20 protein-coding genes, 1 tRNA gene and 4 pseudogenes are annotated in these 21396 nt (G+C 48.8%); 10 read left to right on the top strand and 15 right to left on the bottom strand.

Annotation, left to right across the window (positions count from 1 at the left end):
• The first annotated feature begins 42 nt into the window (after nucleotides 1-42).
• The 4 genes from J4617_RS12575 (at nucleotide 43) to J4617_RS12560 (ending at nucleotide 4546) form a co-directional block, all read left to right on the top strand.
• Entirely contained in the window at nucleotides 43-2472 is a 2430-nt protein-coding gene (locus J4617_RS12575) for a DMSO/selenate family reductase complex A subunit (RefSeq protein ID WP_000403481.1), read from the top strand.
• A gap of 13 nt (nucleotides 2473-2485) precedes the next feature.
• A complete protein-coding gene (locus J4617_RS12570) occupies nucleotides 2486-3112 on the top strand; it encodes a DMSO/selenate family reductase complex B subunit (protein WP_000816143.1) in 627 nt (208 codons plus the stop codon).
• Nucleotides 3105-3878 carry a DmsC/YnfH family molybdoenzyme membrane anchor subunit gene (locus J4617_RS12565; protein ID WP_017466180.1) on the top strand — a complete coding sequence of 258 codons (774 nt, stop codon included), beginning with the start codon at nucleotides 3105-3107 and terminating at the stop codon, nucleotides 3876-3878. Before J4617_RS12570 ends, J4617_RS12565 begins: the two co-directional genes overlap by 8 nt.
• 74 nt (nucleotides 3879-3952) lie before the next feature.
• Entirely contained in the window at nucleotides 3953-4546 is a 594-nt protein-coding gene (locus J4617_RS12560; protein ID WP_017466179.1) for a molecular chaperone, read from the top strand.
• Nucleotides 4547-4629: 83 nt separating this feature from the next.
• On the opposite strand, the gene J4617_RS12555 is transcribed toward J4617_RS12560, so the two are convergent.
• Nucleotides 4630-6030 (bottom strand): DUF1996 domain-containing protein, encoded by a 1401-nt coding sequence (locus tag J4617_RS12555; protein WP_017466178.1) that lies wholly within the window; start codon nucleotides 6028-6030, stop codon nucleotides 4630-4632.
• A gap of 303 nt (nucleotides 6031-6333) precedes the next feature.
• On the opposite strand from J4617_RS12555, the gene J4617_RS12550 reads away from it, so the two are divergent.
• Nucleotides 6334-7239, top strand: a complete 906-nt coding sequence (locus J4617_RS12550) for a YjiK family protein (protein WP_208290695.1) — start codon at nucleotides 6334-6336, stop codon at nucleotides 7237-7239.
• Between the two features lie 286 nt (nucleotides 7240-7525).
• On the opposite strand, the gene J4617_RS23030 is transcribed toward J4617_RS12550, so the two are convergent.
• Both J4617_RS23030 and J4617_RS23025 read right to left on the bottom strand, forming a co-directional pair.
• Complete coding sequence (locus J4617_RS23030; protein WP_071524070.1) at nucleotides 7526-7756, bottom strand: Ig-like domain-containing protein; 231 nt, start codon at nucleotides 7754-7756, stop codon at nucleotides 7526-7528.
• Nucleotides 7726-7824 (bottom strand): annotated as a pseudogene (locus J4617_RS23025) (hypothetical protein); the annotation flags it as partial. The gene J4617_RS23030 and the pseudogene J4617_RS23025, both read right to left, overlap by 31 nt.
• A 19-nt stretch (nucleotides 7825-7843) precedes the next feature.
• On the opposite strand from J4617_RS23025, the gene J4617_RS23020 reads away from it, so the two are divergent.
• Nucleotides 7844-8026, top strand: a complete 183-nt coding sequence (locus J4617_RS23020; protein ID WP_024137289.1) for an ATP-binding cassette domain-containing protein — start codon at nucleotides 7844-7846, stop codon at nucleotides 8024-8026.
• Here J4617_RS23020 and rtsB read toward each other — a convergent pair.
• From rtsB to J4617_RS12530, 3 genes are all read right to left on the bottom strand, one after another.
• Complete coding sequence (rtsB, locus tag J4617_RS12540) at nucleotides 8019-8306, bottom strand: transcriptional regulator RtsB (protein WP_001269916.1); 288 nt, start codon at nucleotides 8304-8306, stop codon at nucleotides 8019-8021. The genes J4617_RS23020 and rtsB overlap by 8 nt on opposite strands.
• On the bottom strand, nucleotides 8303-9178 hold the full coding sequence (locus J4617_RS12535) for an AraC family transcriptional regulator (RefSeq protein WP_000921674.1): 876 nt from the start codon (nucleotides 9176-9178) through the stop codon (nucleotides 8303-8305). The genes rtsB and J4617_RS12535 overlap by 4 nt, the downstream gene beginning before the upstream one ends.
• Nucleotides 9179-9443: 265 nt before the next feature.
• The gene (locus tag J4617_RS12530; RefSeq protein ID WP_001576552.1) at nucleotides 9444-9665 is read right to left on the bottom strand and encodes a hypothetical protein; all 222 of its coding nucleotides are present in this window, start codon (nucleotides 9663-9665) and stop codon (nucleotides 9444-9446) included.
• 116 nt (nucleotides 9666-9781) lie between these two features.
• On the opposite strand from J4617_RS12530, the pseudogene J4617_RS12525 reads away from it, so the two are divergent.
• Nucleotides 9782-10663: pseudogene (locus J4617_RS12525) on the top strand (IS3 family transposase).
• Between the two features lie 337 nt (nucleotides 10664-11000).
• On the top strand, nucleotides 11001-12002 hold the full coding sequence (locus tag J4617_RS12520; protein WP_022544691.1) for a DUF1202 family protein: 1002 nt from the start codon (nucleotides 11001-11003) through the stop codon (nucleotides 12000-12002).
• Nucleotides 12003-12090: 88 nt separating this feature from the next.
• Here J4617_RS12520 and J4617_RS12515 read toward each other — a convergent pair.
• From J4617_RS12515 to J4617_RS23010, 3 genes and pseudogenes are all read right to left on the bottom strand, one after another.
• Nucleotides 12091-13136, bottom strand: a pseudogene (locus tag J4617_RS12515) (IS256 family transposase).
• Between the two features lie 142 nt (nucleotides 13137-13278).
• Entirely contained in the window at nucleotides 13279-14031 is a 753-nt protein-coding gene (locus tag J4617_RS12510) for a non-specific acid phosphatase (RefSeq protein ID WP_000842430.1), read from the bottom strand.
• A 90-nt stretch (nucleotides 14032-14121) separates the two neighbouring features.
• Nucleotides 14122-14208 (bottom strand): annotated as a pseudogene (locus tag J4617_RS23010) (porin family protein); the annotation flags it as partial.
• A 394-nt stretch (nucleotides 14209-14602) separates the two neighbouring features.
• Between J4617_RS23010 and J4617_RS12505 the strand changes: the two are divergent.
• Nucleotides 14603-14662, top strand: a complete 60-nt coding sequence (locus J4617_RS12505) for a helix-turn-helix domain-containing protein (RefSeq protein ID WP_071527099.1) — start codon at nucleotides 14603-14605, stop codon at nucleotides 14660-14662.
• Between the two features lie 79 nt (nucleotides 14663-14741).
• Here the strand turns inward: J4617_RS12505 and J4617_RS12500 are convergent.
• The 6 genes from J4617_RS12500 to aspA all read right to left on the bottom strand — a co-directional run bounded on the left by J4617_RS12500 (nucleotide 14742) and on the right by aspA (nucleotide 20544).
• Nucleotides 14742-14817 (bottom strand) — tRNA-Phe (locus J4617_RS12500).
• Between the two features lie 115 nt (nucleotides 14818-14932).
• The gene (locus tag J4617_RS12495; RefSeq protein ID WP_001188509.1) at nucleotides 14933-15508 is read right to left on the bottom strand and encodes a transcriptional regulator; all 576 of its coding nucleotides are present in this window, start codon (nucleotides 15506-15508) and stop codon (nucleotides 14933-14935) included.
• Between the two features lie 36 nt (nucleotides 15509-15544).
• Nucleotides 15545-17248 (bottom strand): protein-disulfide reductase DsbD, encoded by a 1704-nt coding sequence (locus J4617_RS12490; RefSeq protein ID WP_017465786.1) that lies wholly within the window; start codon nucleotides 17246-17248, stop codon nucleotides 15545-15547.
• Entirely contained in the window at nucleotides 17224-17571 is a 348-nt protein-coding gene (cutA, locus tag J4617_RS12485; protein WP_000887832.1) for a divalent cation tolerance protein CutA, read from the bottom strand. The genes J4617_RS12490 and cutA overlap by 25 nt, the downstream gene beginning before the upstream one ends.
• A gap of 120 nt (nucleotides 17572-17691) precedes the next feature.
• Nucleotides 17692-18993: an anaerobic C4-dicarboxylate transporter DcuA gene (gene dcuA, locus J4617_RS12480; protein WP_000637595.1), complete on the bottom strand. Its 1302-nt coding sequence runs from the start codon at nucleotides 18991-18993 to the stop codon at nucleotides 17692-17694.
• Nucleotides 18994-19107: 114 nt separating this feature from the next.
• Nucleotides 19108-20544 (bottom strand): aspartate ammonia-lyase, encoded by a 1437-nt coding sequence (gene aspA, locus J4617_RS12475; RefSeq protein WP_000069440.1) that lies wholly within the window; start codon nucleotides 20542-20544, stop codon nucleotides 19108-19110.
• Nucleotides 20545-20884: 340 nt separating this feature from the next.
• Here aspA and J4617_RS12470 point away from each other — a divergent pair, with 340 nt between their 5' ends.
• Nucleotides 20885-21361 (top strand): FxsA family protein, encoded by a 477-nt coding sequence (locus J4617_RS12470; protein ID WP_001267291.1) that lies wholly within the window; start codon nucleotides 20885-20887, stop codon nucleotides 21359-21361.
• Nucleotides 21362-21396 lie beyond the last annotated feature (35 nt).

The following is a 21396-nucleotide window of genomic DNA, read 5'->3' as shown; positions in this document are numbered from 1 at the left end:
ACATATTATTAATAATTATGGAAGCAATGTGAGAAATAAAAAATGGAAATAAAAAAATGGCTGAACACAACCATAACCCGACGTGATGCTATTGTCGCTACTGCAAAAGTAGGGGCGGCGGTGACGCTAAGCCAGGCGATTACGCTGCCTTTTGCTACCACTGCCCAGGCGCAGGATACCCCGATACCGAAGGATGCCAACGGCGAAACCGTCAGGCACAGCGCCTGTCTGGTCAACTGTGGCAGCCGATGCCCGCTTAAGGTTATCGTGAAAAATGATCGCATTGTGCGTATTGAACCGGAAGACGCGAAAGATGACGCGGTATTCGGCGAGCATCAGATTCGTCCCTGCCTGCGCGGGCGTTCCAGTCGCTGGCGCGTTTATAGCCCGGATCGCATTAAGTATCCGATGAAAAGAGTGGGAAAACGCGGCGAAGGAAAATTTAAACGTATTTCATGGGATGAGGCCACAGCCTTTATTGCGGCAGAATTAACGCGCGTTAGCGAAAAATATGGCCGGGAAGCTATTTATTATAATTATCAATCCGGCGCGTATTATCACACGCAGGGCAGACCCGCCTGGATAAGATTACTAAATCTCACCGGCGGTTATTTAAATTATCACAACACCTATTCCACGGCGCAAATCGCCACCGCCACGCCTTATACCCACGGTGATTATGTCGGTAGCCATTTTACGCAGATCGCGCATTCCGATCTGGTGGTGCTATTTGGCCTGAATCTCTCAGAAACGCGGATGTCCGGCGGCGGTCAGGTTGAAGAGCTGCGCCGGGCGCTGGAGACCTCGAAAGCCCGGGTCATTATTATCGATCCGCGCTATACCGATTCGGTGATTACCGAACACGCCGAATGGCTACCGATTCGCCCAACCACGGACGCTGCGTTAGTCGCCGGCATAGCGCATACGCTGATTACCGAACAGCTTCTCGACGAGGCGCTGGTAAACCGCTATTGCGTCGGCTATGACCGTAGCACCTTGCCGGACACGGCTGCGCCTAACGCCAGCTATAAAGATTATGTTCTTGGCACGGGCGACGACGGTATCGCGAAAACCCCGGAATGGGCGGCGGATATCACCGGTATTCCGGCAACGCGTATTCGCCAACTGGCGCGCGAAATCGCCTCGGCGCGCGCCTGCTATATTTGCCAGGGCTGGGGGCCGCAGCGTCATGCCAACGGCGAACAAACCGTGCGTGCTATTCAGACGCTGCCAGCGTTAACCGGCCACTTCGGGCGGCCCGGCACCAACAATGGCAACTGGCCTTACGGTACGCCGTATGGCGTGCCATTGTTGCCTGTCGGTAAGAATCCGATCACAACCTCTATTCCTTGCTATCTGTGGACGGACGCCATTCAGCATCCGGAGAAAATGACCGCGACGACAATGGGTGTGAAAGGCGCGGACAGGCTAAAAACCGGAATTAAGCTGTTTTTCAACCAGGCCGGTAATACCTTGCTGAATCAGCACGGCGAAACGAACCGCACCCGACAAATTCTCGCGGATGAATCGCTGTGTGAAACCATTATCGTGATTGAAAACCATATGACGCCCAGCGCGATGTATGCGGATCTGCTGTTGCCGGAGACCAGCTATCTTGAGGCGGAAGACCTGGTGGACAGCTCCTATGCGGCGGGATCGCATAACTATATGATTGCGATTCAGAAAACCGTTAAACCGATGTGGGAAGTGCGCAGCACGTATGACATCTGCGCGGATATCGCCGGGCATCTTGGACTGCGCGAGCAATATACCGAGGGCCGAACTCAGGCGCAGTGGGCGGAGATGCACTATCAGCAGATCCGTGAAAAACGTCCATACCTGCCGGAGTGGAGCGTGGCGAAAGAGATGGGCGTGATTGACCAGCGTATCGCTACCGAGCAGCAGAGCCTTGCGTTTGCCGATTTCCGCGCCGACGCCGAGGCTAATCCACTCTCCACACCGTCGGGCAAAATTGAAATTTACTCCCAGGCGCTGGCGGATCTGGCGCAAGCGTGGACGTTGCCAGAAGGCGAGCGAATTCCCGCATTGCCGGAATTTTGTCCGGCGAAAGAGTCGCATCTTAACAAAGCGCTGACGGCGAAGTATCCGTTGCAGTTAAGCGGCTTCCATACCAAAGGGCATACCCACTCGACCTACAGCAATGTGCTGATGCTGCATGAGGCGGTGCCGGATGAAGTCTGGATTAACCCGATTGACGCCAGCGCTCGCCAATTGAAGTCCGGCGATCGGGTGCATGTATTCAATGACCGCGGCGTGGTGGAGCTTCCCTGTAAAGTGACCCAGCGCATTTTACCCGGCGTGGCGGCGATGCCGCAGGGCGCGTGGACGCGGCTTGACGGCAACGGCGTTGATGTCGGCGGCTGTATCAATACGCTGACCAGCCACCACCCTTCGCCGCTGGCGAAAGGCAATCCGCAGCATACCAATCTGGTTGAAATTAAACGCGCTTAAGGAGTGATGTACGATGAAACAGTATGGCTTTTATGTTGACTCCTCGCGCTGTTCAGGCTGTAAAACCTGCCAGGTAAGCTGCAAGGATAATAAAGATCTGGATGTCGGTCCGAAACTGCGCCGCGTCTATGAATATGGCGGCGGAAGCTGGGTGAAAGAGGGGGAAAGCTGGCATCACGACACCTTTACCTACTACCTCTCTATTGCTTGTAACCATTGCGATGAGCCGGTATGTGTCTCCGGCTGTCCGACCGGGGCGATGCATAAACGCAAAGAAGATGGTCTGGTCGTGGTGGATGACAGCGTATGCGTCGGCTGTCGCTATTGTGAAATGCGCTGCCCCTACGGCGCGCCGCAGTTTGATACGCAAGCAAACGTGATGCGTAAATGCGACGGTTGTCTTGACCGACTGGAGAACAATCTGCGCCCTATTTGTGTGGATTCTTGCCCGCAGCGAGCGCTGGATTTCGGCCCTGTCGATGAATTACGGGCAAAATATGGCACGGAGAATCAAATCGCGCCGCTACCTTCGGCGTCGTTCACCCATCCTAACCTCATTATTAAACCGCATCCGAAAGCGAGACCCACGGGCGATACGGAAGGCGCAATCATGAACATTCGGGAGGTGCGCCATGCATGAGTTACCGCTGGTCTTTTTTACGGTCTTTACCCAGAGCGCGGTCGGCGCGTTTATTCTGCTGCTGATTGGCGGCGCAATGGGGCTGGTCGCGCCGCGGCGTAAGGCTATCGGTCTGTTCTCGGTGATGTGCCTGTTTGGGCTGGGCGTCATTGTCGGCACCTTCCACGTCGGGCAACCGCTGCGTGCGCTGAATATGCTGCTGCGCGTCGGACATTCGCCGATGAGTAACGAGATTGTCCTGTCGGCGGCTTTTGCGGCGCTCGGCGGGCTGGGGGCGCTCGGTTTGTTGCTGAACCGGGCGACGCCGCTGTGTAACGCGTTGGTCTGGTTGGCGGCGATAGTCGGAGTAGTCTTCTTATACGCCGTTCCGCAGATTTACCAACTGCCGACGGTGGCGACCTGGCGTTCATCTTACACCACGGCAATGATGATATTGACGCCGTTGGTTGGCGGCGGCGCGTTGGCGGCATTGTTTGGCGTGCGCCGTCTGGGACTCCTGGTCAGCGTGTTGGCGATTTTGGTGAGCTTTTGTCTGCGCCCGGGCTATATGGCGACGCTGATGAGCGCCGATAGCGCTCTGACCGCTGCGCAGCATAGCTGGTTTACCGCCCAGGCGATATTGCTGGCGGCGGGCGTGGTCGGGGTGGTGGTCTGCGCGCGCCTGAAATCGAGCGCTGCGGTGCTGGCCATGACGGCTGTGGTGGTTATCGCGGCGGAGTTGGCGGGTAGGATTGCGTTTTACAATCTGTGGACGCTGCCAATGTAGTTTTTGCCCGGCTTGTGCCATGTAAGCCTGATCAGCGTAGCGTCATCAGGCGAAATATTTCAGGAGCTATTGCTATGCCTTCCCGTGCTGTTTTGCCGCGTATCCTCGGCGCACTGTTTTACTACTCCCCTGAGAGGCCGGAGGTGAAAGCGTTGTTCGATTGTTTGCCAACGTTGCCTGAGCTTTACCCCTGGCGCGATCGTGGACCTATTGAATCACTGTGTGCGTCATGGTCGCTACCGGATGATGATGCGCTTACATGGCAATTTTCCGTATTGTTTGAAGGCCAGGGAAAGATGCCCGTCCCGCCCTGGGGATCGGTCTATCTGGAAAAAGATAATTTGCTGATGGGGGAAACCACCGCCGATTATCGAGCTTTTTTACAGGCGCAGGGCATGGTATTCACTGACCGTGAACGCGAGCCGGAAGATCAGTTTGGCCTGATGCTATTGGCCTGTAGCGATCTGCTGGCGCAAGGCGACAACGTGGCGGCCAACCGGTTACTGGAGGCGCATCTGCTGCCCTGGGGATTCCGCTATCTGGAATTGCTGCAACGCAATACCGTCAGCGCCTTCTATGCCCGGCTTGCCGTCGTAGCGACCTGTTATCTGCAGGATGTTCAGCAGCAACAGGGACTACAGCCTGAGAATAAACGGTTGTTTTTCTGAGGTATTGGTCAGGTTTTGATGACGTGCCGTAATACTTGTGCCGCCATCGTGCCCGCTGTTGCGTCAGCGGGCACAGTTTACTATTACAGCTCCGGCGTCTTTTTGAAACCGGTCAGCACCAGCACCAGGCTCTGTTTTGAGTCCGCTGGCGTGAAGTCGTAGTGATTTCCCTGACGGTCGCCGCCGATATACCAGGATATTTCCGTTTTCCCTTCCGCCAGCGCTTTGCGCACCGCTTTATCGACATCAACCATGCGATACTCATGTGAATGGTCCAGATATAACACGGCATCGGAACGGTAGTTGATCGCCGGTTTATTGTTCCAGGACACGGTACTGACGTGCCAGTCACTGCTGGTCGGGTAAAAGAAAATTTGATCGGCGCCGTTCGTTTCCGTTTTGCCGCCAAAAAGGCGAATACGGTATTTGAATAGCGAAGCGTCCATATTGCCAGGCAGGGGCGGGATCTTAAATTTCACCAGCGTGAGCGTTTCCGGGTGCTGCGTGCGTCCGCCATTTGTCCAGTCATCCTGTACGTACAAGGTATCGACGCTGGCATGAGGCTTGTCGTCTTCGCTGCTTACCCAGGTATTTTCTTCCGCTTTACTGTAGGCGTAAGGAACCGTAGTGCCGCAATCCAGTCCCTGATTCATACATAGATCCGTCATAAACTGCGCGCCATCTTCCGTCCAGCCATTCATAAAATCGGCATGGGCGGTATAAAGACTTCCCCAGCGCTCTTCCCGGGTTTCGCCATGCATTACCGGGTCCATCGACAATTCCACTTTGGACGTATCCAGCGAGGAGATCTGCGGGAGTACCCAGGCGATGTTCATATTCACCGTCGGGATTTTGACCGGATAGTCTGCGGAACATTTCCCGTGGTCGGCATAGATAGCGTTATTGTGGCTATGGGTTGGTTTCAGGTTGACGCCATCCCAACAGTTGGGGAAAGCGATCCCGATATTAAACTGGACGGCATCGCCCGCTTTACGCAGGCCGCATATTTCGCCTACCTTGTTGGTGTAACCTTTGCCGTTGGCACATAAAAAGGTGATTGCGGAACTGGGGCCAGTACCGTGATGATCGCCTGCCAGTAACTCCAGCCCGGCCGGGAATGGATGGAGCGGATATTGCGCTACATTTGTGGATTGATAATAGGTCTTTTGGTAGGCCGGATTTACGATTTCACCATCAGGTAATTTCATGGACGGCGCCCAGTAAGCGGAGCTGTCGGCTTTATTATCACAGGTGGTATCGGGTTGCGCGCGCAACGTCTGGTAGGTAGAGACCGCATCGGTGTGGGTGTTGCCAAAAAAGTCATGCCACATCGCCTGATTCGCTTTACCAAACATCATAATCGCGTCATCGCCCAGCGTGTGGTGATAGCCGCACACGACATGCGCCTGAGGACCGGCATGGGCCGGGAATGCGCCAGCGGCAACGAGCGTAGCCAGGCTGACGGTAATAAGGTTGAGTTTCATTTTTTTGCTGCCCGGTTGAATAGAAGTGGGAGCAGCAATAGCAGATCAAATTGCGGTGTTACATCTCATTAATTATCACTTTTTGTCATTTGCCCTGCATACAGGGGCGAATTTGCAGACGTACTATTTAAATAATTAGCCGAAACTACCCTCCTCTTGATTATGTCAATTTACAAAAAGGGTACGTTAGTGATTAAAATCGGGCTTTTTGTGATAACCCTCACTATTTCATTTTGCCTATGCTAATGGCGCTCGCCATAACCGAATAACGATTCTATCGGACATCGGCTTTATTTTTAAGAAATGCGTTACGACATCAGTCGTGACGCGATCTGCTATGGATTTTTTATGAGATTACTAAAACGCGTTATTGTGGTTGTACTCTTGGGCGTGATTTTATTTATGGTCAGGGACGATATACGCTATATTTATCAACTGATCCTCAAATATGGTGATAAACCCTCGGCGCTAGCACTGAGTAGCTATAAAGCGGTTATTCAGCAAAAACCAGTCGCAGGAGTTAAGAGTAACCTTTCAGGTTTGACCTACTCCGCCGAAGACAGGATGCTTTTCGCCGTTATTAATAATCCCCCTGAACTGGTCTGGTTAACGACAGAAGGGCAGCTGGTAGGGCGGATGCCGCTGCAGGGTATCCACGACCCGGAGTCTATTGCATGGAGTGGGGGCAACCAGTTCCAGATAGGCAGTGAGAAAGATGGCGCGGTCTATAAAACACAGGTGGATATTCAGCGCGGCGCCATGCAGATAATCTCCATGGTGAAGCTTGAGGGCTATGACAAAGCAAAAAATAAAGGGCTGGAAGGTACGGCATGGGATGCGAAAAATGAGAGATTATATGCCGCAAAAGAAAGAAAACCCATTATGATCAAAGAAGTAGAGATGAGAAAAAATGGTATCACCAGAGCGTTGCCTTCTGCCATCACTGCGAGTGTGAGCGATGTCTCCGGACTTGAATACCATGCCCCAACGGATTCGCTGCTGGTGTTGTCGGACGAGTCAAAAATGATTCTTGAGGTCAGTTCCGAGTGGCGGGTGCGCGATCGATTGTTCCTGACGGCGGAGTGGTCAGGGCTCAGAGACGATATCCCCCAGCCAGAAGGGATTGCCATGGATAATGAAAATAATTTGTATATTGTGAGTGAACCAAATCTGTTTTATAAATTTTCGTGTGATATACAGAATGACTAAAATCTATTTTTACTGTCACAGTATGCTAAAACAGAACAAGGTTATTAATACCATGATTTGACGATTGTTTGATTCGTTGATTCATTGTTGGGGATATTTATGTTTTACTTACCTCAGTAACGGATTACTTTGTGGTGTAGCGTAACGGTAATTGTCCTCCTCATATTTGCGGCAGCGTAGTCTGCCGCTTTTTTTTATAAATTAACTCTCTCTGTAATAATTAACAGACAATGAATATTATTCTGTTTTTTCAGCAGGCCTCCGAAGAGACCTCGCATGGTGATGTTTAGTTATCAGGCATAATCATTTCATCTACGCCGGAACTCTTGTTGACCGGATTTTCCGTGGGCGATGTACCTGTAAATGTTACACTGGCGGTGGCGCTATTACCGGCGGGATCGGTGGCCGTTATGGTATACTGATTCTCCCCCGACAGAATAGCGGATTGCGGAACAGAAACATGCCAGTTACCGGTATCGTTATCGACACTGGCGGTGTAGAGTTGATCGTCAGCCAGCCGATAGACAGCGAAGAATTACCCATAGCGTTTGCGGAACGAACACTGATTGAACAGCTTTCATTCATTGTTGTTCCCGGAGATTTTATGGGTATTATCGGTACATCAGGTTCAGGTAAATCTTCTTTAATCAAAGCACTATCAAATTCCAGTCATTACTATACGGGAACAGTTAAATTAAACAACGTAGATATCACACCGATCTCTGAAGATGATATCCAGAATTGCCTTGCCTACCACTCTGGCAACATTTTAGAAAAAATTACGTAATATCGACTGATATGTAAAACTCATTCAGCATCAAATGGATTAATTCAACATCAGTAGTAATATCCATTTTTTTATAGGCTGATCTCTTTTGTGTTGAAATCGTTTTTATATTTCGATCTAATAAATTTGAGCAACTTTTAACAGATAATCCTGCTGCCACGTAATAAATAACTTTTTTCTCGCTCAATGTTAGGTCGAATTTTTTAGCGAGCAACAGAATCCCGTCTCTTATATTAATATGTTTTGCTTTGTTCTTATACTGCATTGTCAGATATCTCAATTAACATATTGATGACGAGAGGAAGATAAAAACGCTAAAAATTCCGATGGTGTAGTTTTGAAATGTTTTTTAAAAACGCATGTAAAATAAGAAGCACTATCATAACCACACATATAAGCCACTCGAGTAATATTATATTCACTATTGCGTAGAAGTTTTGTCGCTTTATTCATTCGCGCATTAAGGTAAACTTCGCTGAATGAGGTGTGCTCTTGTTTCAATTTCCTTTTTAATGTGGAGCAACTCATATAGAGTGAGTCAGAAATATCCTTGAGCGCCCATTTTCGACTTATGTCGCTTATAATAATATTATAGATATTTTCGGCTAATGTATTTTGCGATAGTTCTCTAAAGAGGGCAAATGCTTCAGGTTCATAGATGAACTCTGAAAGTAGAAATCTTATTAAATATTCCTTTTTATCTTGGGATAATTTCTGGCTTTTATTTGAAGAGTGTAAAAGGTTGAATACTCTTGCTACGCCTGTTTCTATTGGCGCTAACAGATGTTTTGTCGTCGGTTTTGTTAATGGGGCCGAAAAGTCTGCATGTTCATACAGAAAAAAATTATAAGCATTTTTTATTGACGCTGAATCTAATTCAATTAAGTTATAATTTAACTGTTCATGAGTCTCTTCCATAGTGATATGAATAGTTTGATCTTTAGCTAAAAATATTAACATTGGCCCTGATGCCGTAATATACTCCCCGGACGATGTCGTAATTGAAATTTTACCCGTGGTGAGCTTGATGAGTACGGACTGCAGTAAATTTAATCCCTGAAGTGATAAGGATTTCCTCTGCCAGTTTTGCGCTGATTGTAAACATTCAATGCTCCCCACCTGGACAGGTGAGGGATTAAATACTTTTAGCATGATAATTTCCTTTTATTAAATGTGCGTGTAAATCAAAAATTATTCTGAAAAATATTTCAAAAGAAAACTAATATATAGCTATATAATTATTTGCGAACTTAAGGTATCAGGTGGCGATCTTTTCATTTTCTATGGGAAATGCTATTTTATATTGCATTTCTACATATTATAGTATCGTTAAAAAACTATGTCGCGTATAAAAAAAAGATGGAAATTTACAAGAATTGGCTCATGTTATTATCAATTTATCTCTTTAAAATTTGAATTAAGTAATAATTGCCTTTAATCTTTTAGAGAATAGCTCTTTAATTTCATGGAGGTAGTTAGCATGAGGTATAAGATCTGATGTTAATTTGTGATAAGGTTTATCCTGGATGTAAATATTAACGCTCTCGGCCAGGAAAGGCATACAACGCGGTAAATATATACTGCGGCGGGTAGACGGTGTAGCGATATCCGGAAGTTTGAGGGGAGGGGAAGCATTCAATCGTATGGTTGGCTTTATGAAAAACGGTGTAACACGTTAGTGAGGTTCTTTGATCTTACCCAGCAATAGTGGTCACGTGACTAAGTGAGTAAACTCTCAAGCAAGAGGTGACTCATATGAAAAAACCAGCATCAACCACCAAAAAGCCACGCAAGCAGCACACGCCTGAATTTCGCAGGAAGCCCTGAAACTGGCTGAACGCATTGGGGGGCCGCTGCCGCCCGCGAGCTTAACCTGTATGAATCACAGCTCTACAACTGGCGAAGCAAACAGCAAAATCAGCTCTCTTCTTCTGACCGCGAACAGGCGATGCCCGCAGAGATCGCCCATCTGAAGCGTCCGCTGGCAGAAGGGGATGAGGAACTGGCCATTCTCCAGAAGGCCGCGGCATACTTCGCGAGGCGCCTGAAATGAAGTATGTCTTCATCGAAAAACATCAGGCTGAATTCAGTACCAAAGCCATGTGCCGTGTACTTCAGGTTGCCCGTAGTGGCTGGTACGTCTGGCATCAGCGTCGTCATCAGATAAACCAGCGTCAGCAGTTCCGCCTTATCTGTGATAACGTCGCCCGGGAGGCATTCAGTGACGCAAACAGCGCTATGGTGCGCCACGCCTGACGGATGTATAACATAAAAACCGTAGCGGCCAGCTTGCGATGCGTTACAGATGGTGCAATGGCGGCGTAAACGACTGGGAAAGTCAGCGTGCATACAGACAGAGGTGGTCAGTACTATTCAACGGATTAGCAGAGCTTACTGAAACGACATAATCTGCGGGGGAGTATGAGCACCAGAGGCTGTTGTTATGACAATGCCTGTGCAGAAAGCTTCTTTCACACGCTGAAGGTGGAATGTATCCACGGAGAGGGCTTTGCCAGCCGGGAAATAATGCAGACAGCAGTGTTTAATGATATCGAGTGTGATTACAATCAACGGCGTCGTCACAGTGCCTGTGGCAGTCTCAGTCCGGAACAATTTGAAAACCAGAACCTTGCTTAGGGTTGTGTCCATATTACGCGGGTAGGATCAGTCCATTTCTGTAGTCTGCCTGTTGTTCTTCATCGTCAGTTGAAGTAACAGCTTTACCTCCGGCTACAGTAAGGATGATTGAAAAAATCATTTTAATGGCTTCAGCCAGCCCATTAAAAAATTACTTTCCAACTATCTGATTTATTAGAGGTATTGTCTTTCATTAAGATAGCGAGTCCTGGTGGTTTAAAAATAAAGACACAGTATTATAATAAAAATAACACATCATTAAATATTGAATTTGCTAACTCGTTGTGTGATGCTGAAATGATTTTATTGCATATTATTAATTTCTGGGATGAATGTTATGAATGGAAAATTTTTGTGTGGTTTATTGGTTTCGCTATTAATTAGCGGATGCGGTGACGATAACACCCCTACAGAGAAAGTCTTGAAAGAACAATTTAGTAATCAATTTCATGGGCGTCTTATCCTTGATTCAATTGATATCAAGGAAACATCGGTTGATGGAAATAAGAGAACATATGCTGCTGATGGCTTACTTTCTACTGGCTACGATCTGTATACGCCAGTTGCCTCGTTAACTGATTATATTGTTGTTCAAAAATCGTGGGATAAAGGCAAAGATATTAAATTCTCAGCAACTTTGAACAGTCTTGGTAATAAAGATACTGGATGGAAAACAATATTTTCTTCATTACAAATGTCAGAAACACCAAAAGGCAATCCAATTCCTAATGTTGAAACTGACGGTAAATATATCATCATGGATGGAGCAGGTTTTGATGATAAAATAAATGCAATTAAAGATGAATATGCCAGGAAGAAATCAAAACTAAACGAATTAAATAATGATATCGCAAAAGTTAAAACTAATATATTAGTTATTAATAAAGAAATCGATGAGTATTGGGGGAAAGGGGAAGATGGAAAAACACAAAGCCGTTATTTTGTTCAGCGTGATTTGAATAAAGAGCTGGAACTCTTTAATAAAGAAAATGCTCCTTATTATTTTGAGAAGAAGTACAATGCTGAAGTTTTCGACCCAGCAATGAAGGCTCGCCGGGAAAAATTAAAGAATTACAGGTTGAGTGATTTTGATGACATAAGGGCGGAGAAACGTGCTGTATTAGAAAAACATAAAGAAGAATACTCCGTAAAATATAATGAAATTAATGAGAAGATAAAAGCGAAAATGAAGGCGCTCGATGATGGTTTACAAGAGTTGATAGCAAAGAAACGTGGTCTCATACAGCAGCAATCAACCATCTCAGACGAGATTCGCAATCTTGATTATCAATATAAAAATTGGGTAAATTTTATGGAAGAGCTAAATAAAAGAAAATAACTGACTATTATTATGAGTGATAAAAAAGAGACTGAAATCTGGTCTCTTTTTTTGAGCCTGTCAGTAATTCTATGTAACTGCTAATATATTAAAGGTGATTGCTCAGGCGGTCACCGAACTCGATAATAAAGCGACTCATCGCCAGTCGCCAGTTCTGGATCGGCATACTCCATTTTTTTGATGCATCCTTGATTGCCAGATAAATAACTTTTCGTACCGAGTCATCCGTCGGGAACACTTTGCGTTTCTTAATCGCGGCGCGGATCACGCTGTTCAGGGATTCGACTGCGTTTGTAGTGTAGATGGTAGATGGTCTTGCGGATATCCGGCGGATAACTGAAGAGCGTATTGAGGTTTTCCCAGTGCGCACGCCAGCTTTTGCTGATTTGCGGATATTTCGGGAAGACGCTGTTTATCGCATCCGGGAAGGCCTTCAGACCGTCCACACAGGCAATCAGGATGTCCTGAAGGCCCCGCTTTTTCAGCTCCGCCAGCACGCTTAGCCAGAACTTTGTGCCTTCATTTCCGGACAGCCACATGCCGGCAACGCTTTCTGGCCTTCGGTATTGATCCCCAGCGCAGGGAAAACTGCTTTGTTTATCACACTGCCATTCTGATGAACTTTGACAACATACAGTCCATATAAACAAAGGGATACAGCGTATCCATTTGTCGGTTTTGCCACTCAGTGACCTGCTCTTTTACGGCGTCGGTGACTTTAGATATCAGCGTTGGCGACACATCGGAGTCGTACATTTCTTTGAATGTGGCAACGATTTCGCGGGTAGTCATGCCTTTGGCGCAGAGGGATAAAATCTGGCTGTCCATCTGCGTAATGCGCGTCTGGTGCTTCTTAATCAGCTGTGGTTCGAAGGTATTTTCACGGTCACGCGGCGTGTTCAGTTCGATCTCGCTGTTATTGCATAACACCGTTTTTGACGAGTAGCCATTGCGGGTGTTTGAGCCTGTTTTGGGCGCATTTTTCTCATACCCGGGGTGGTCAGCCAGCTCCGCATTGAGCGCTTTTTCGACGGTAAGCTTCGTCAACATGCGGGAAAAAGCATGGAGATCGGCTTCGGTTTTAAGGCCTTCAGCCACTTCAGCCGCAAGGGCTTTAAGTTTCTTTTCGTCCATAATTGCCTGTCTCTGTTACTGGAGTGAACATATCAAAAACAGGCACTTACACAATTTTAATTACAGTCTCACGCCCGGCCGCCCCTACGCAGTTGCACTTCCTTTCATTTGCTGTGGTCAGTTTGCGGGAAGACTTTCACCTTCAGTAATTAAGTTCGGGGTGATCTTCTTTACTCAATAAATTATTTTTGTCGTTCAGCTCCTCACGGACTTTTGCCAGTGACTTCTGAAATGCCGGGATTGTTTGCAGTCTTGCAAACTCTACTGCTCCCACATAACGACCAGCATCAACATCGCTTTGCCAGTGAGCACCGCATATCACTCTGCTTTGCCCGAACTCCCATCCTCGTCTGGCGAGCTCCTGCGCGCGTTCCGGTCTGGCCTCGGATAATACTAATGCCAGAAGTGTACCATAAGCAGTATGCCCGGAAGGGTAAGAGCCATCTTTTCGCAAAGTATTCTCATCTTCAGGACGGCAGGTGGAATGATTAAATAAGACAAAGGGGCGGGTACGCATATAATATTTTTTTGCCGAAGCAGTAGCGTAGTAGCCGCCCATTTTCAGAAGATTCTGTAACATATTCCAGGTTTCAGGCGTATCTTTGGGATTAATTTTAGCACCCACTACTGGCGAGAATATTCTGGCTATATTTTCCACGCTTACATCTGCATCCTCAGCAGCTTGTTTCCATCGTGGGGAACCCTTTATCGCATAGCCCTTGAAATAAGCCTCCTTATCATAGCGGAAAGCCGGATCATCATTACCTGGCGGTGGTGGTAAGTAGAACTGACTGTTCACTGATTCTTCAGGAGAATGAAAGGGTTGCACTGTTTCTGCTGATGTATATTTAGCTACGATCAGTGGTAGAAAAAATACTAAATAACGACTTTTCATAAAGACTCACTCCGGATCAGGCAATAATAAACAGATGTAATCCTATAATGATTTATTGCAATGGTTATTCAACATACAGGTAAAAAAGCAGGACGCTGTACTGGCATTATCGTCTGTCCATACCGGACTGACTGCAGCGGACAACAGAACAATACCGGTACTTCCGGCTAACAGCATTTTGTTTAAATTTTCTCCCCGGTTGTTTTTTATCTGCGTGCCTGACTGACACGCATTAGGTTAAAATCTTTCCGTAATAACAAACTATGAATAAGTATTTTAAACTATGTGCTCTGTTACCCCGGTAACTACCATCAGTCATGATGTGCTGAGTATTAATTTATGATTATGAACAAGAGTCGGAAACAGTATTTAAGAATAAAGAAGCCGACAAAGAAAAAATGCCAAAACTGGCGAAGGGATTATTGTTTTCAGTGATGAAAAAGTTCATGGCGGAGATATTGGACTCACTTGTCGGGGTTAGCGAACCGTCAGATGAAGTGATAGGCGTTATTACTGGTAATAATCTCCCTGTAGCTAAGTAAGCTTTTGACCCTGGCCCAAAGGTGAGCGGCTGATCGACGAAGCGCTGGGCGTTGCGCCAGAGAAAATCTGGCCTTCTCGTTATAGCTAGTCAGGCCAGAGATGGGGGCTACGGATTTCCATTCCCAGAAAAGCAAAAACCCAGCCATAGGCTGGGTTTTCTGAATAAGTGGTGCCCGGACTCGGAATCGAACCAAGGACACGGGGATTTTCAATCCCCTGCTCTACCGACTGAGCTATCCGGGCAACGGGGCGCATTAAACCGTAAAGGGGCGCGGTCGTCAACGGCTTTACACGAAAAAAGTGATAAAAGCGCGCTGACTGCCTGCTTTTCAGGCAAAATGCATAAAATCAGTACCCGTCAGGTGAGCGCGCCACCCTGACGGCACTGTGCAAAACGCAGAATATCTTCCGCCAACCGCTGAGCGGTATCTACATCAGCCTGACTGCGGTTGACCAGCATTCGGCTGAGACAACCTTCCAGCACCAGCTCCATCTGCCTTGCGACCATCGCCGGATCGTCAATTTCCAGCGTGGTCAGTAGCTCATGGGTAAAATCATGTGCCGCGCGTTTTTGTTGATTGGCCAGTTGGTGAATAGGATGGGTTGGGTCGGGATAAAACGTACAGGCGGCAATGAACAAGCAACCAGGATAACGGTTATTACTGACACATTCCGAAAGCGCGCTGTAGCGTGCCAGTAGCTTTTGTTCAGCAGAAAGCGTCTCATCAAGAAGAAGCTGGCGTCGCCAGATATCTACCTGCTGACTCAGATAACGTAGCGCGTCATATAAAATGGCTTCTTTATCTGGCCAGAAACGCTGTAATGTGTCGAGTGGGCGATTTACGCGCTCCGCCACCATTTCCAGCGTAGTATCGGCTATCCCTTGCGTCTCCAGTAATTTCAGGGCTTCTCCCAGAATATCTTCACGTTGCACGGTATTCTCCTCCGTCTTTGCTTTTGCAAGTGTCGCTCACGGTTGGCGATCGTGCAAATGCGCGCTAAAGGTGGCGGCGTCCATAAAGCCGGTGACTCGCGATTGCGGCTGTTCCTGGCCTTGGGCATTAAAGAACAGAATGGTGGGCAGCCCGAGGACTTGCAGATGCTTTAACAGCGCGGCGTCCTGCGCATTGTTAGCGGTGACGTTAGCCTGCAAGAGCACCGTGTCGCCGAGCGCCTGCTGGACCCGCGGATCGCTGAAGGTATACTTTTCAAACTCTTTACAGGCCACGCACCAGTCGGCGTAGAAATCCAGCATAACGGGTTTGCCTTTGGCCTGCGCCAGCGCCTGATTGAGTTCGTCCACGGTAGAAATAGCCGTGAAATTGAGGTGCGCTGGAGCTTGCGCGGATGGCGATCCGAACGCCCAATCCTGTAGAGGCCGCACGCTAATGAGCGCTGCCGCCAGCAGGATAATCTGTACGATACGCATCCACGCTCGTCTGGCCTGAAGGCTGGTGATAAAGGCCCAACCAAAGAAAGCGACGCCCAGCAGCGACCACAGACGTAAACCCCAAGCCTCGCCAATAATCCGCTCCAGTAAAAAGACCGGTAACGCGAGGATCACGAAACCAAAAGCGGTTTTAACATGCGCCATCCACGGGCCGCTTTTCGGTAGCAGACGGTTGCCAAACACGGTGACCAGCATTAGCGGCAGACCCATACCTAATGCATACAAATACAGCGTACCGCCGCCCAGCCACATGTTGCCGCTCTGAGCGATATAAAGCAGGATCGCGCTTAACGGCGCTGTAGTACAGGGCGAGCAAATTAATCCGGCAATCGCTCCCATAACAAAAACACCGCCGGGCGAGCCGCCTTGCTGACGATTACTCATTAATGTCAGCCGGGTTTGCAGTGAGGAGGGGAGCTGTAGTGTGAACAGGCCAAACATCGACAACGCAAGCAGGGTGAACACGATGGCAAGGCCGATTAACACATAAGGGTGCTGCAGCGCCGCCTGAAACTGTAATCCCGCCGCGGCGACGACCAGACCCAGTGCGGTATAGGTCAGCGCCATCCCTTGTACATAGATAAAGGCCAGCAGCAGTGCGCGCCCCGTCGACAAACGTTGCCTTCCCCCCAGGACAATACCGGAAATCAGCGGATACATGGGTAAAACGCAGGGCGTAAAGGCGATGCCTATGCCGATCAGCAGCGCCCAGAGCGCGGAAAAAGGTAGCTGGGCGGCGGGTTTTGACGTCTCACTCGTCTGGGTGACAGCAGGCGTCGGCGTGGCGTCTATTGCCGCGGCGACTTCACTTAGCGGCACCGTTTTCGTTTCCGGCGGATAACAGAATCCCGCATCGGCGCACCCCTGGTACGTTACCGTTAATGTCGCGCCAGCCGCCGCCTGGTTAACCGTTACTGGAACGTTTAGCCGCTTACGGTAGATTTCGCTTTTTCCGTAGAACTCATCTTCATGCCAGACGCCTGTCGGGAGTTGGACTGCGGCGATATCCGCTTTCGTCGGCGTGATACTGATTTGTTTACGGTAAAGGTAGTAACCCTCTTTTACCTGCCAGGAGAGGGTAAGATCGTGTTGATTTTGCTGAAAATCAAAAACAAACGCCCGGTCGGCAGGGACGAACTGCGAGCGACCCGGCGCGTCGAATAATCCGGCGAAGGCGGATGTGCTGCACAGCAGCAGGATCAGCGTAAAGATGCGTTGAGCCATGAGAGGTAATCAGTATCTCCGTGAGTAACAGGTAAAACCAGAAGTTCAGGCGTTTGATACGGGTGATGAGACTTCAGGCAGTCGATAAGCGCTTGCTGATGTGAAACGGTGGTTTTTAAGATCATTTGAACTTCATACTCCTGCTCCAGTTTGCCTTCCCAGTAGTACAGCGATGTCGCGCCGGGGAGGAGGGTGGCGCAGGCGGCCAGTTTTTCCGCCAGCACTTTGGCGGCCAGATCCTGGGCGGTAGCTTCATCCGGGGCGGTACAAAGCACCACAACGGCCTCGGGGATGGAAATATCCTGACTCTTAACATCAAGCATAAACACCTCGAAAGAACAAAAAGACCCGCAAGTGAACGGTCACTATACAACGGACGAGGGCAGGATGTTAGTCAAAGGGCGGGAGAATGCGGGGCGTGATACGCCCCGCGGGTGAAACACTTACAGCATAAAGCTGCCCAGCAGGAAGCCGAAGCAGACAGCCAGAACGACGCCCAGGGTGCCTGGGATGAAGAACGGGTGGTTAAAGACGAATTTACCGATACGGGTTGTACCGGTGTCATCCATCTGTACCGCCGCAACCAGAGTCGGGTAGGTCGGCAAAATGAACAGGCCGGAAACGGCGGCGAAGGAAGCGACTGCCGTCAGCGGAGAGACGTTCAGCGCCAGCGCCATCGGCATCAGCGCTTTCGCCGTTGCCGCCTGAGAGTAGAGCAGCGCGGAAGCAAAGAAGAAGATGACGGCCAGCAGCCACGGATGACCCTGGATGACGCTACCCGCAGTGTCTTTGATCCAGTCGATGTTAGCGGATACGAAAGTATCGCCCAGCCACGCCACGCCCAGAATACAGATACAGGCGCTCATCCCTGCTTTAAAGGTACTGGAGTTGAGGATGGCGTCAGTTTCCACTTTACACAGGATGGTGGTCAGCGTTGCGACGCTCAACATGATGATCAAAATAGCGTTGGTGGTGTTCATCAGCGGTTTCTCAACCAGGCCGAGGCTCGGACTGTTAACAATCGCATAAACAACCACGCAGATAACGCCCAGCAGGAACAGCCAGACGGAATTTTTTGCCATCGGTTTGATTTCAATCTGCTTTTCACCACGCAGTTCAATCAGCCCTTCTTCCAGACGTTTGCGGTAAATTGGGTCGTCCGACAGTTTGGAGTTGAACAGCATCGTGACCAGGAAGGACATCACCAGCACCGCCAGCAGCGTAGAGGGGATAACCACGGACAGCAGGTGAATGTAGCTAATGCCATGACCTTCCATAACAGAAGACATATACACCACGGCCGCAGAAATCGGCGAGGCGGTAATCGCAATCTGCGCGGATACCACGGCGGTCGAAAGCGGACGGCAAGGTTTGATTCCCTGCTCCTTCGCGACTTCAGCAATAACCGGCAGCGTTGCCAGGGAAATGTTCCCGGTACCAGCAAAAATAGTCAGGAAATAGGTCACAATCGGTGCGAGGATAGTGATGTATTTCGGGTTCTTACGCAGCAGTTTTTCCGTCTGGTTTACCAAATAATCCAGACCGCCCGCGACCTGCATAGCAGAGATCGCGGCGATAACCGCCATGATGATGGAAATGACATCGAATGGAATTGTCCCTGGCTTCACGCCGATGGCGGCAAGTACCAGAACACCCAGCCCACCTGCGAATCCAATACCGATGCCCCCAAGTCTGGCGCCCAAAAAGATTGCCAGCAAAACAATGATAAGTTCGACAACTATCATATTAGCCTTCCTTGTTGTTTAACAAGTTGATATTAAATTGTTGTTATTTGGTAACTTCTTGTAAGAAAAAAGGCACGTCATCGTGACGTGCCTCTTTGGTACTACCCTGTACGATTACTGTTCGCTTTCATCAGTATAACGTTTAGCTTTATAAGCCGGGTGCATCAAGTTCTGTACGGAGAAAATATCGTCCAGCTCGGCTTCCGTTAACAGGCCGCGCTCCAGCACAACTTCACGTACGCTCTTACCGGTTTCAGCACAGATTTTACCGACGATGTCGCCGTTGTGGTGGCCGATGAACGGGTTGAGGTAAGTGACGATACCGATGGAGTTATAAACGTACCCTTCGCACACTTCTTTATTCGCGGTAATGCCGTTAACGCATTTTTCCAGCAGGTTGTAGCACGCGTTGCTCAGAATGTGGATGGATTCGAACATCGCCTGACCGATAACCGGCTCCATAACGTTCAACTGCAACTGACCGGCTTCCGCCGCCATCGTAACGGTGGTGTCGTTACCGATGACTTTAAAGCATACCTGGTTTACGACTTCCGGTACTACCGGGTTCACTTTGGCTGGCATGATGGAAGAGCCCGCCTGCAGTTCCGGTAGGTTGATCTCGTTCAGGCCGGCACGAGGACCAGAAGAGAGCAAGCGCAGGTCGTTACAGATTTTGGACATCTTCACTGCCAGACGTTTCAGCGCGCTGTGAACCATAACATATGCGCCACAGTCAGATGTCGCCTCAATCAGATCTTCAGCCGGAACACAGGCGAAACCAGTGACTTCAGCCAGTTTTTTCACCGCCAGCGGAGAGTATTCTTTCGGCGTGTTCAGACCAGTACCGATTGCCGTTGCGCCAAGGTTGACTTCCAGCAGCAGCTCAGCAGTACGCTCGATGCTTTTCACTTCTTCTTTCAGCAGGATGCTGAACGCACGGAATTCTTGACCAAGCGTCATCGGTACGGCGTCCTGCAACTGGGTACGACCCATTTTCAGGATGTCCTGGAATTCAACCGCTTTACGTTCGAAACCTTCACGCAACTGGTTGATGGCATCGATCAGTTTGACGATAGAGGCGTAAACCGCTACACGGAAGCCTGTCGGATAGGCATCGTTAGTGGATTGACATTTATTCACGTGGTCGTTCGGGTTCAGGTACTGATATTCACCTTTCTGATGACCCATCAGTTCCAGCCCGATGTTGGCCAGCACTTCGTTGGTATTCATGTTGACGGAAGTGCCCGCGCCGCCCTGGTAGACATCTACCGGGAACTGGTCCATGCACTTACCGTTGTTAAGGACTTCATCACATGCGGCAATGATGGCGTTCGCCACACTCTTAGGAATGGTTTGCAGCTCTTTGTTGGCCAGCGCCGCCGCTTTTTTTACCATAACCATGCCACGCACAAATTCAGGGATGTCGCTGATTTTGTTATTGCTAATGTAGAAGTTTTCAATCGCTCTCAGAGTGTGAACACCATAGTAGGCTTCAGCTGGAACTTCCCTGGTACCCAACAGATCTTCTTCGATACGAATGTTGTTTGACATGTGAACCTTCTTTTTCAAGCTGCCAATGATTTTTACTTTAAAACACACAGGATATATGTGATTTCGAATGTTTTCTGACCGACGATTATCCCCTCCATCGGCCTGATAAACGAGATCATATGCTGGTTCAGAATTCCTACCGTAATCTGGATCACTTAAAGTGTGGGAATTTACCCCTTATTTATTATTTTGTGAAATAGGTCACCGCTTTAGTATTACTACCTAAAATAGGTGTACAAACCACTTGAAATTTTGCTACGCACCACCATATCGAATCGATGCGAATCGCAACCCCATTCAAATGGTCGTCGCAGACGGCCATGACTTACAGGAGAGTCCTTTGCGCTGGATACCCTTTTTAGCTGTCTTTCTCTATGTTTACATTGAGATTTCTATCTTTATCCAGGTCGCCCATGTGCTTGGCGTCCTGATGACGTTAATCCTGGTGATTTTTACGTCTGTTATCGGTATGTCGCTGGTACGTAACCAGGGTTTTAAAAACTTTTTGCTGATGCAACAAAAAATGGCGGCCGGTGAGAGCCCGGCGGCAGAAATGATTAAGAGTGTATCGCTGATCATCGCTGGCTTACTGCTCCTGTTGCCGGGATTTTTCACCGATTTTCTCGGCCTTCTCCTTTTGTTACCGCCAGTGCAAAAACATTTGACGCTGAAGTTGCTGCCGCATTTACGTTTTTCCCGGATGCCGGGCGGCGGGTTTAGCGCGGGTACTGGCGGTGGCGAAACATTTGACGGCGAGTATCAGCGTAAAGATGACGATCGCGATCGTATTGAACATAAAGACGATCGTCGGGATTAAAGGTAGAGATGCTGGCCGGATAAGTCGCGTGAGGC

Origin of the sequence: Salmonella sp. 32010601201800023SM, from assembly GCF_017572235.1 — a bacterium.
Lineage (GTDB): Bacteria > Pseudomonadota > Gammaproteobacteria > Enterobacterales > Enterobacteriaceae > Salmonella > Salmonella enterica.
Note: the sequence above shows the minus strand (reverse complement) of the source record. Positions and strands in the feature narration are given on the sequence as shown.

Coding starts and splice junctions, on each gene's coding strand:
- J4617_RS12575 (WP_000403481.1), top strand. CDS start 43: ATGGAAATAAAAAAATGGCTGAACACAACCATAACCCGACGTGATGCT.
- J4617_RS12570 (WP_000816143.1), top strand. CDS start 2,486: ATGAAACAGTATGGCTTTTATGTTGACTCCTCGCGCTGTTCAGGCTGT.
- J4617_RS12565 (WP_017466180.1), top strand. CDS start 3,105: ATGCATGAGTTACCGCTGGTCTTTTTTACGGTCTTTACCCAGAGCGCG.
- J4617_RS12560 (WP_017466179.1), top strand. CDS start 3,953: ATGCCTTCCCGTGCTGTTTTGCCGCGTATCCTCGGCGCACTGTTTTAC.
- J4617_RS12555 (WP_017466178.1), bottom strand. CDS start 6,030: ATGAAACTCAACCTTATTACCGTCAGCCTGGCTACGCTCGTTGCCGCT.
- J4617_RS12550 (WP_208290695.1), top strand. CDS start 6,334: ATGCGTTACGACATCAGTCGTGACGCGATCTGCTATGGATTTTTTATG.
- J4617_RS23020 (WP_024137289.1), top strand. CDS start 7,844: ATGGGTATTATCGGTACATCAGGTTCAGGTAAATCTTCTTTAATCAAA.
- J4617_RS12535 (WP_000921674.1), bottom strand. CDS start 9,178: ATGCTAAAAGTATTTAATCCCTCACCTGTCCAGGTGGGGAGCATTGAA.
- J4617_RS12520 (WP_022544691.1), top strand. CDS start 11,001: ATGAATGGAAAATTTTTGTGTGGTTTATTGGTTTCGCTATTAATTAGC.
- J4617_RS12510 (WP_000842430.1), bottom strand. CDS start 14,031: ATGAAAAGTCGTTATTTAGTATTTTTTCTACCACTGATCGTAGCTAAA.
- J4617_RS12490 (WP_017465786.1), bottom strand. CDS start 17,248: ATGGCTCAACGCATCTTTACGCTGATCCTGCTGCTGTGCAGCACATCC.
- cutA (WP_000887832.1), bottom strand. CDS start 17,571: ATGCTTGATGTTAAGAGTCAGGATATTTCCATCCCCGAGGCCGTTGTG.
- dcuA (WP_000637595.1), bottom strand. CDS start 18,993: ATGATAGTTGTCGAACTTATCATTGTTTTGCTGGCAATCTTTTTGGGC.
- aspA (WP_000069440.1), bottom strand. CDS start 20,544: ATGTCAAACAACATTCGTATCGAAGAAGATCTGTTGGGTACCAGGGAA.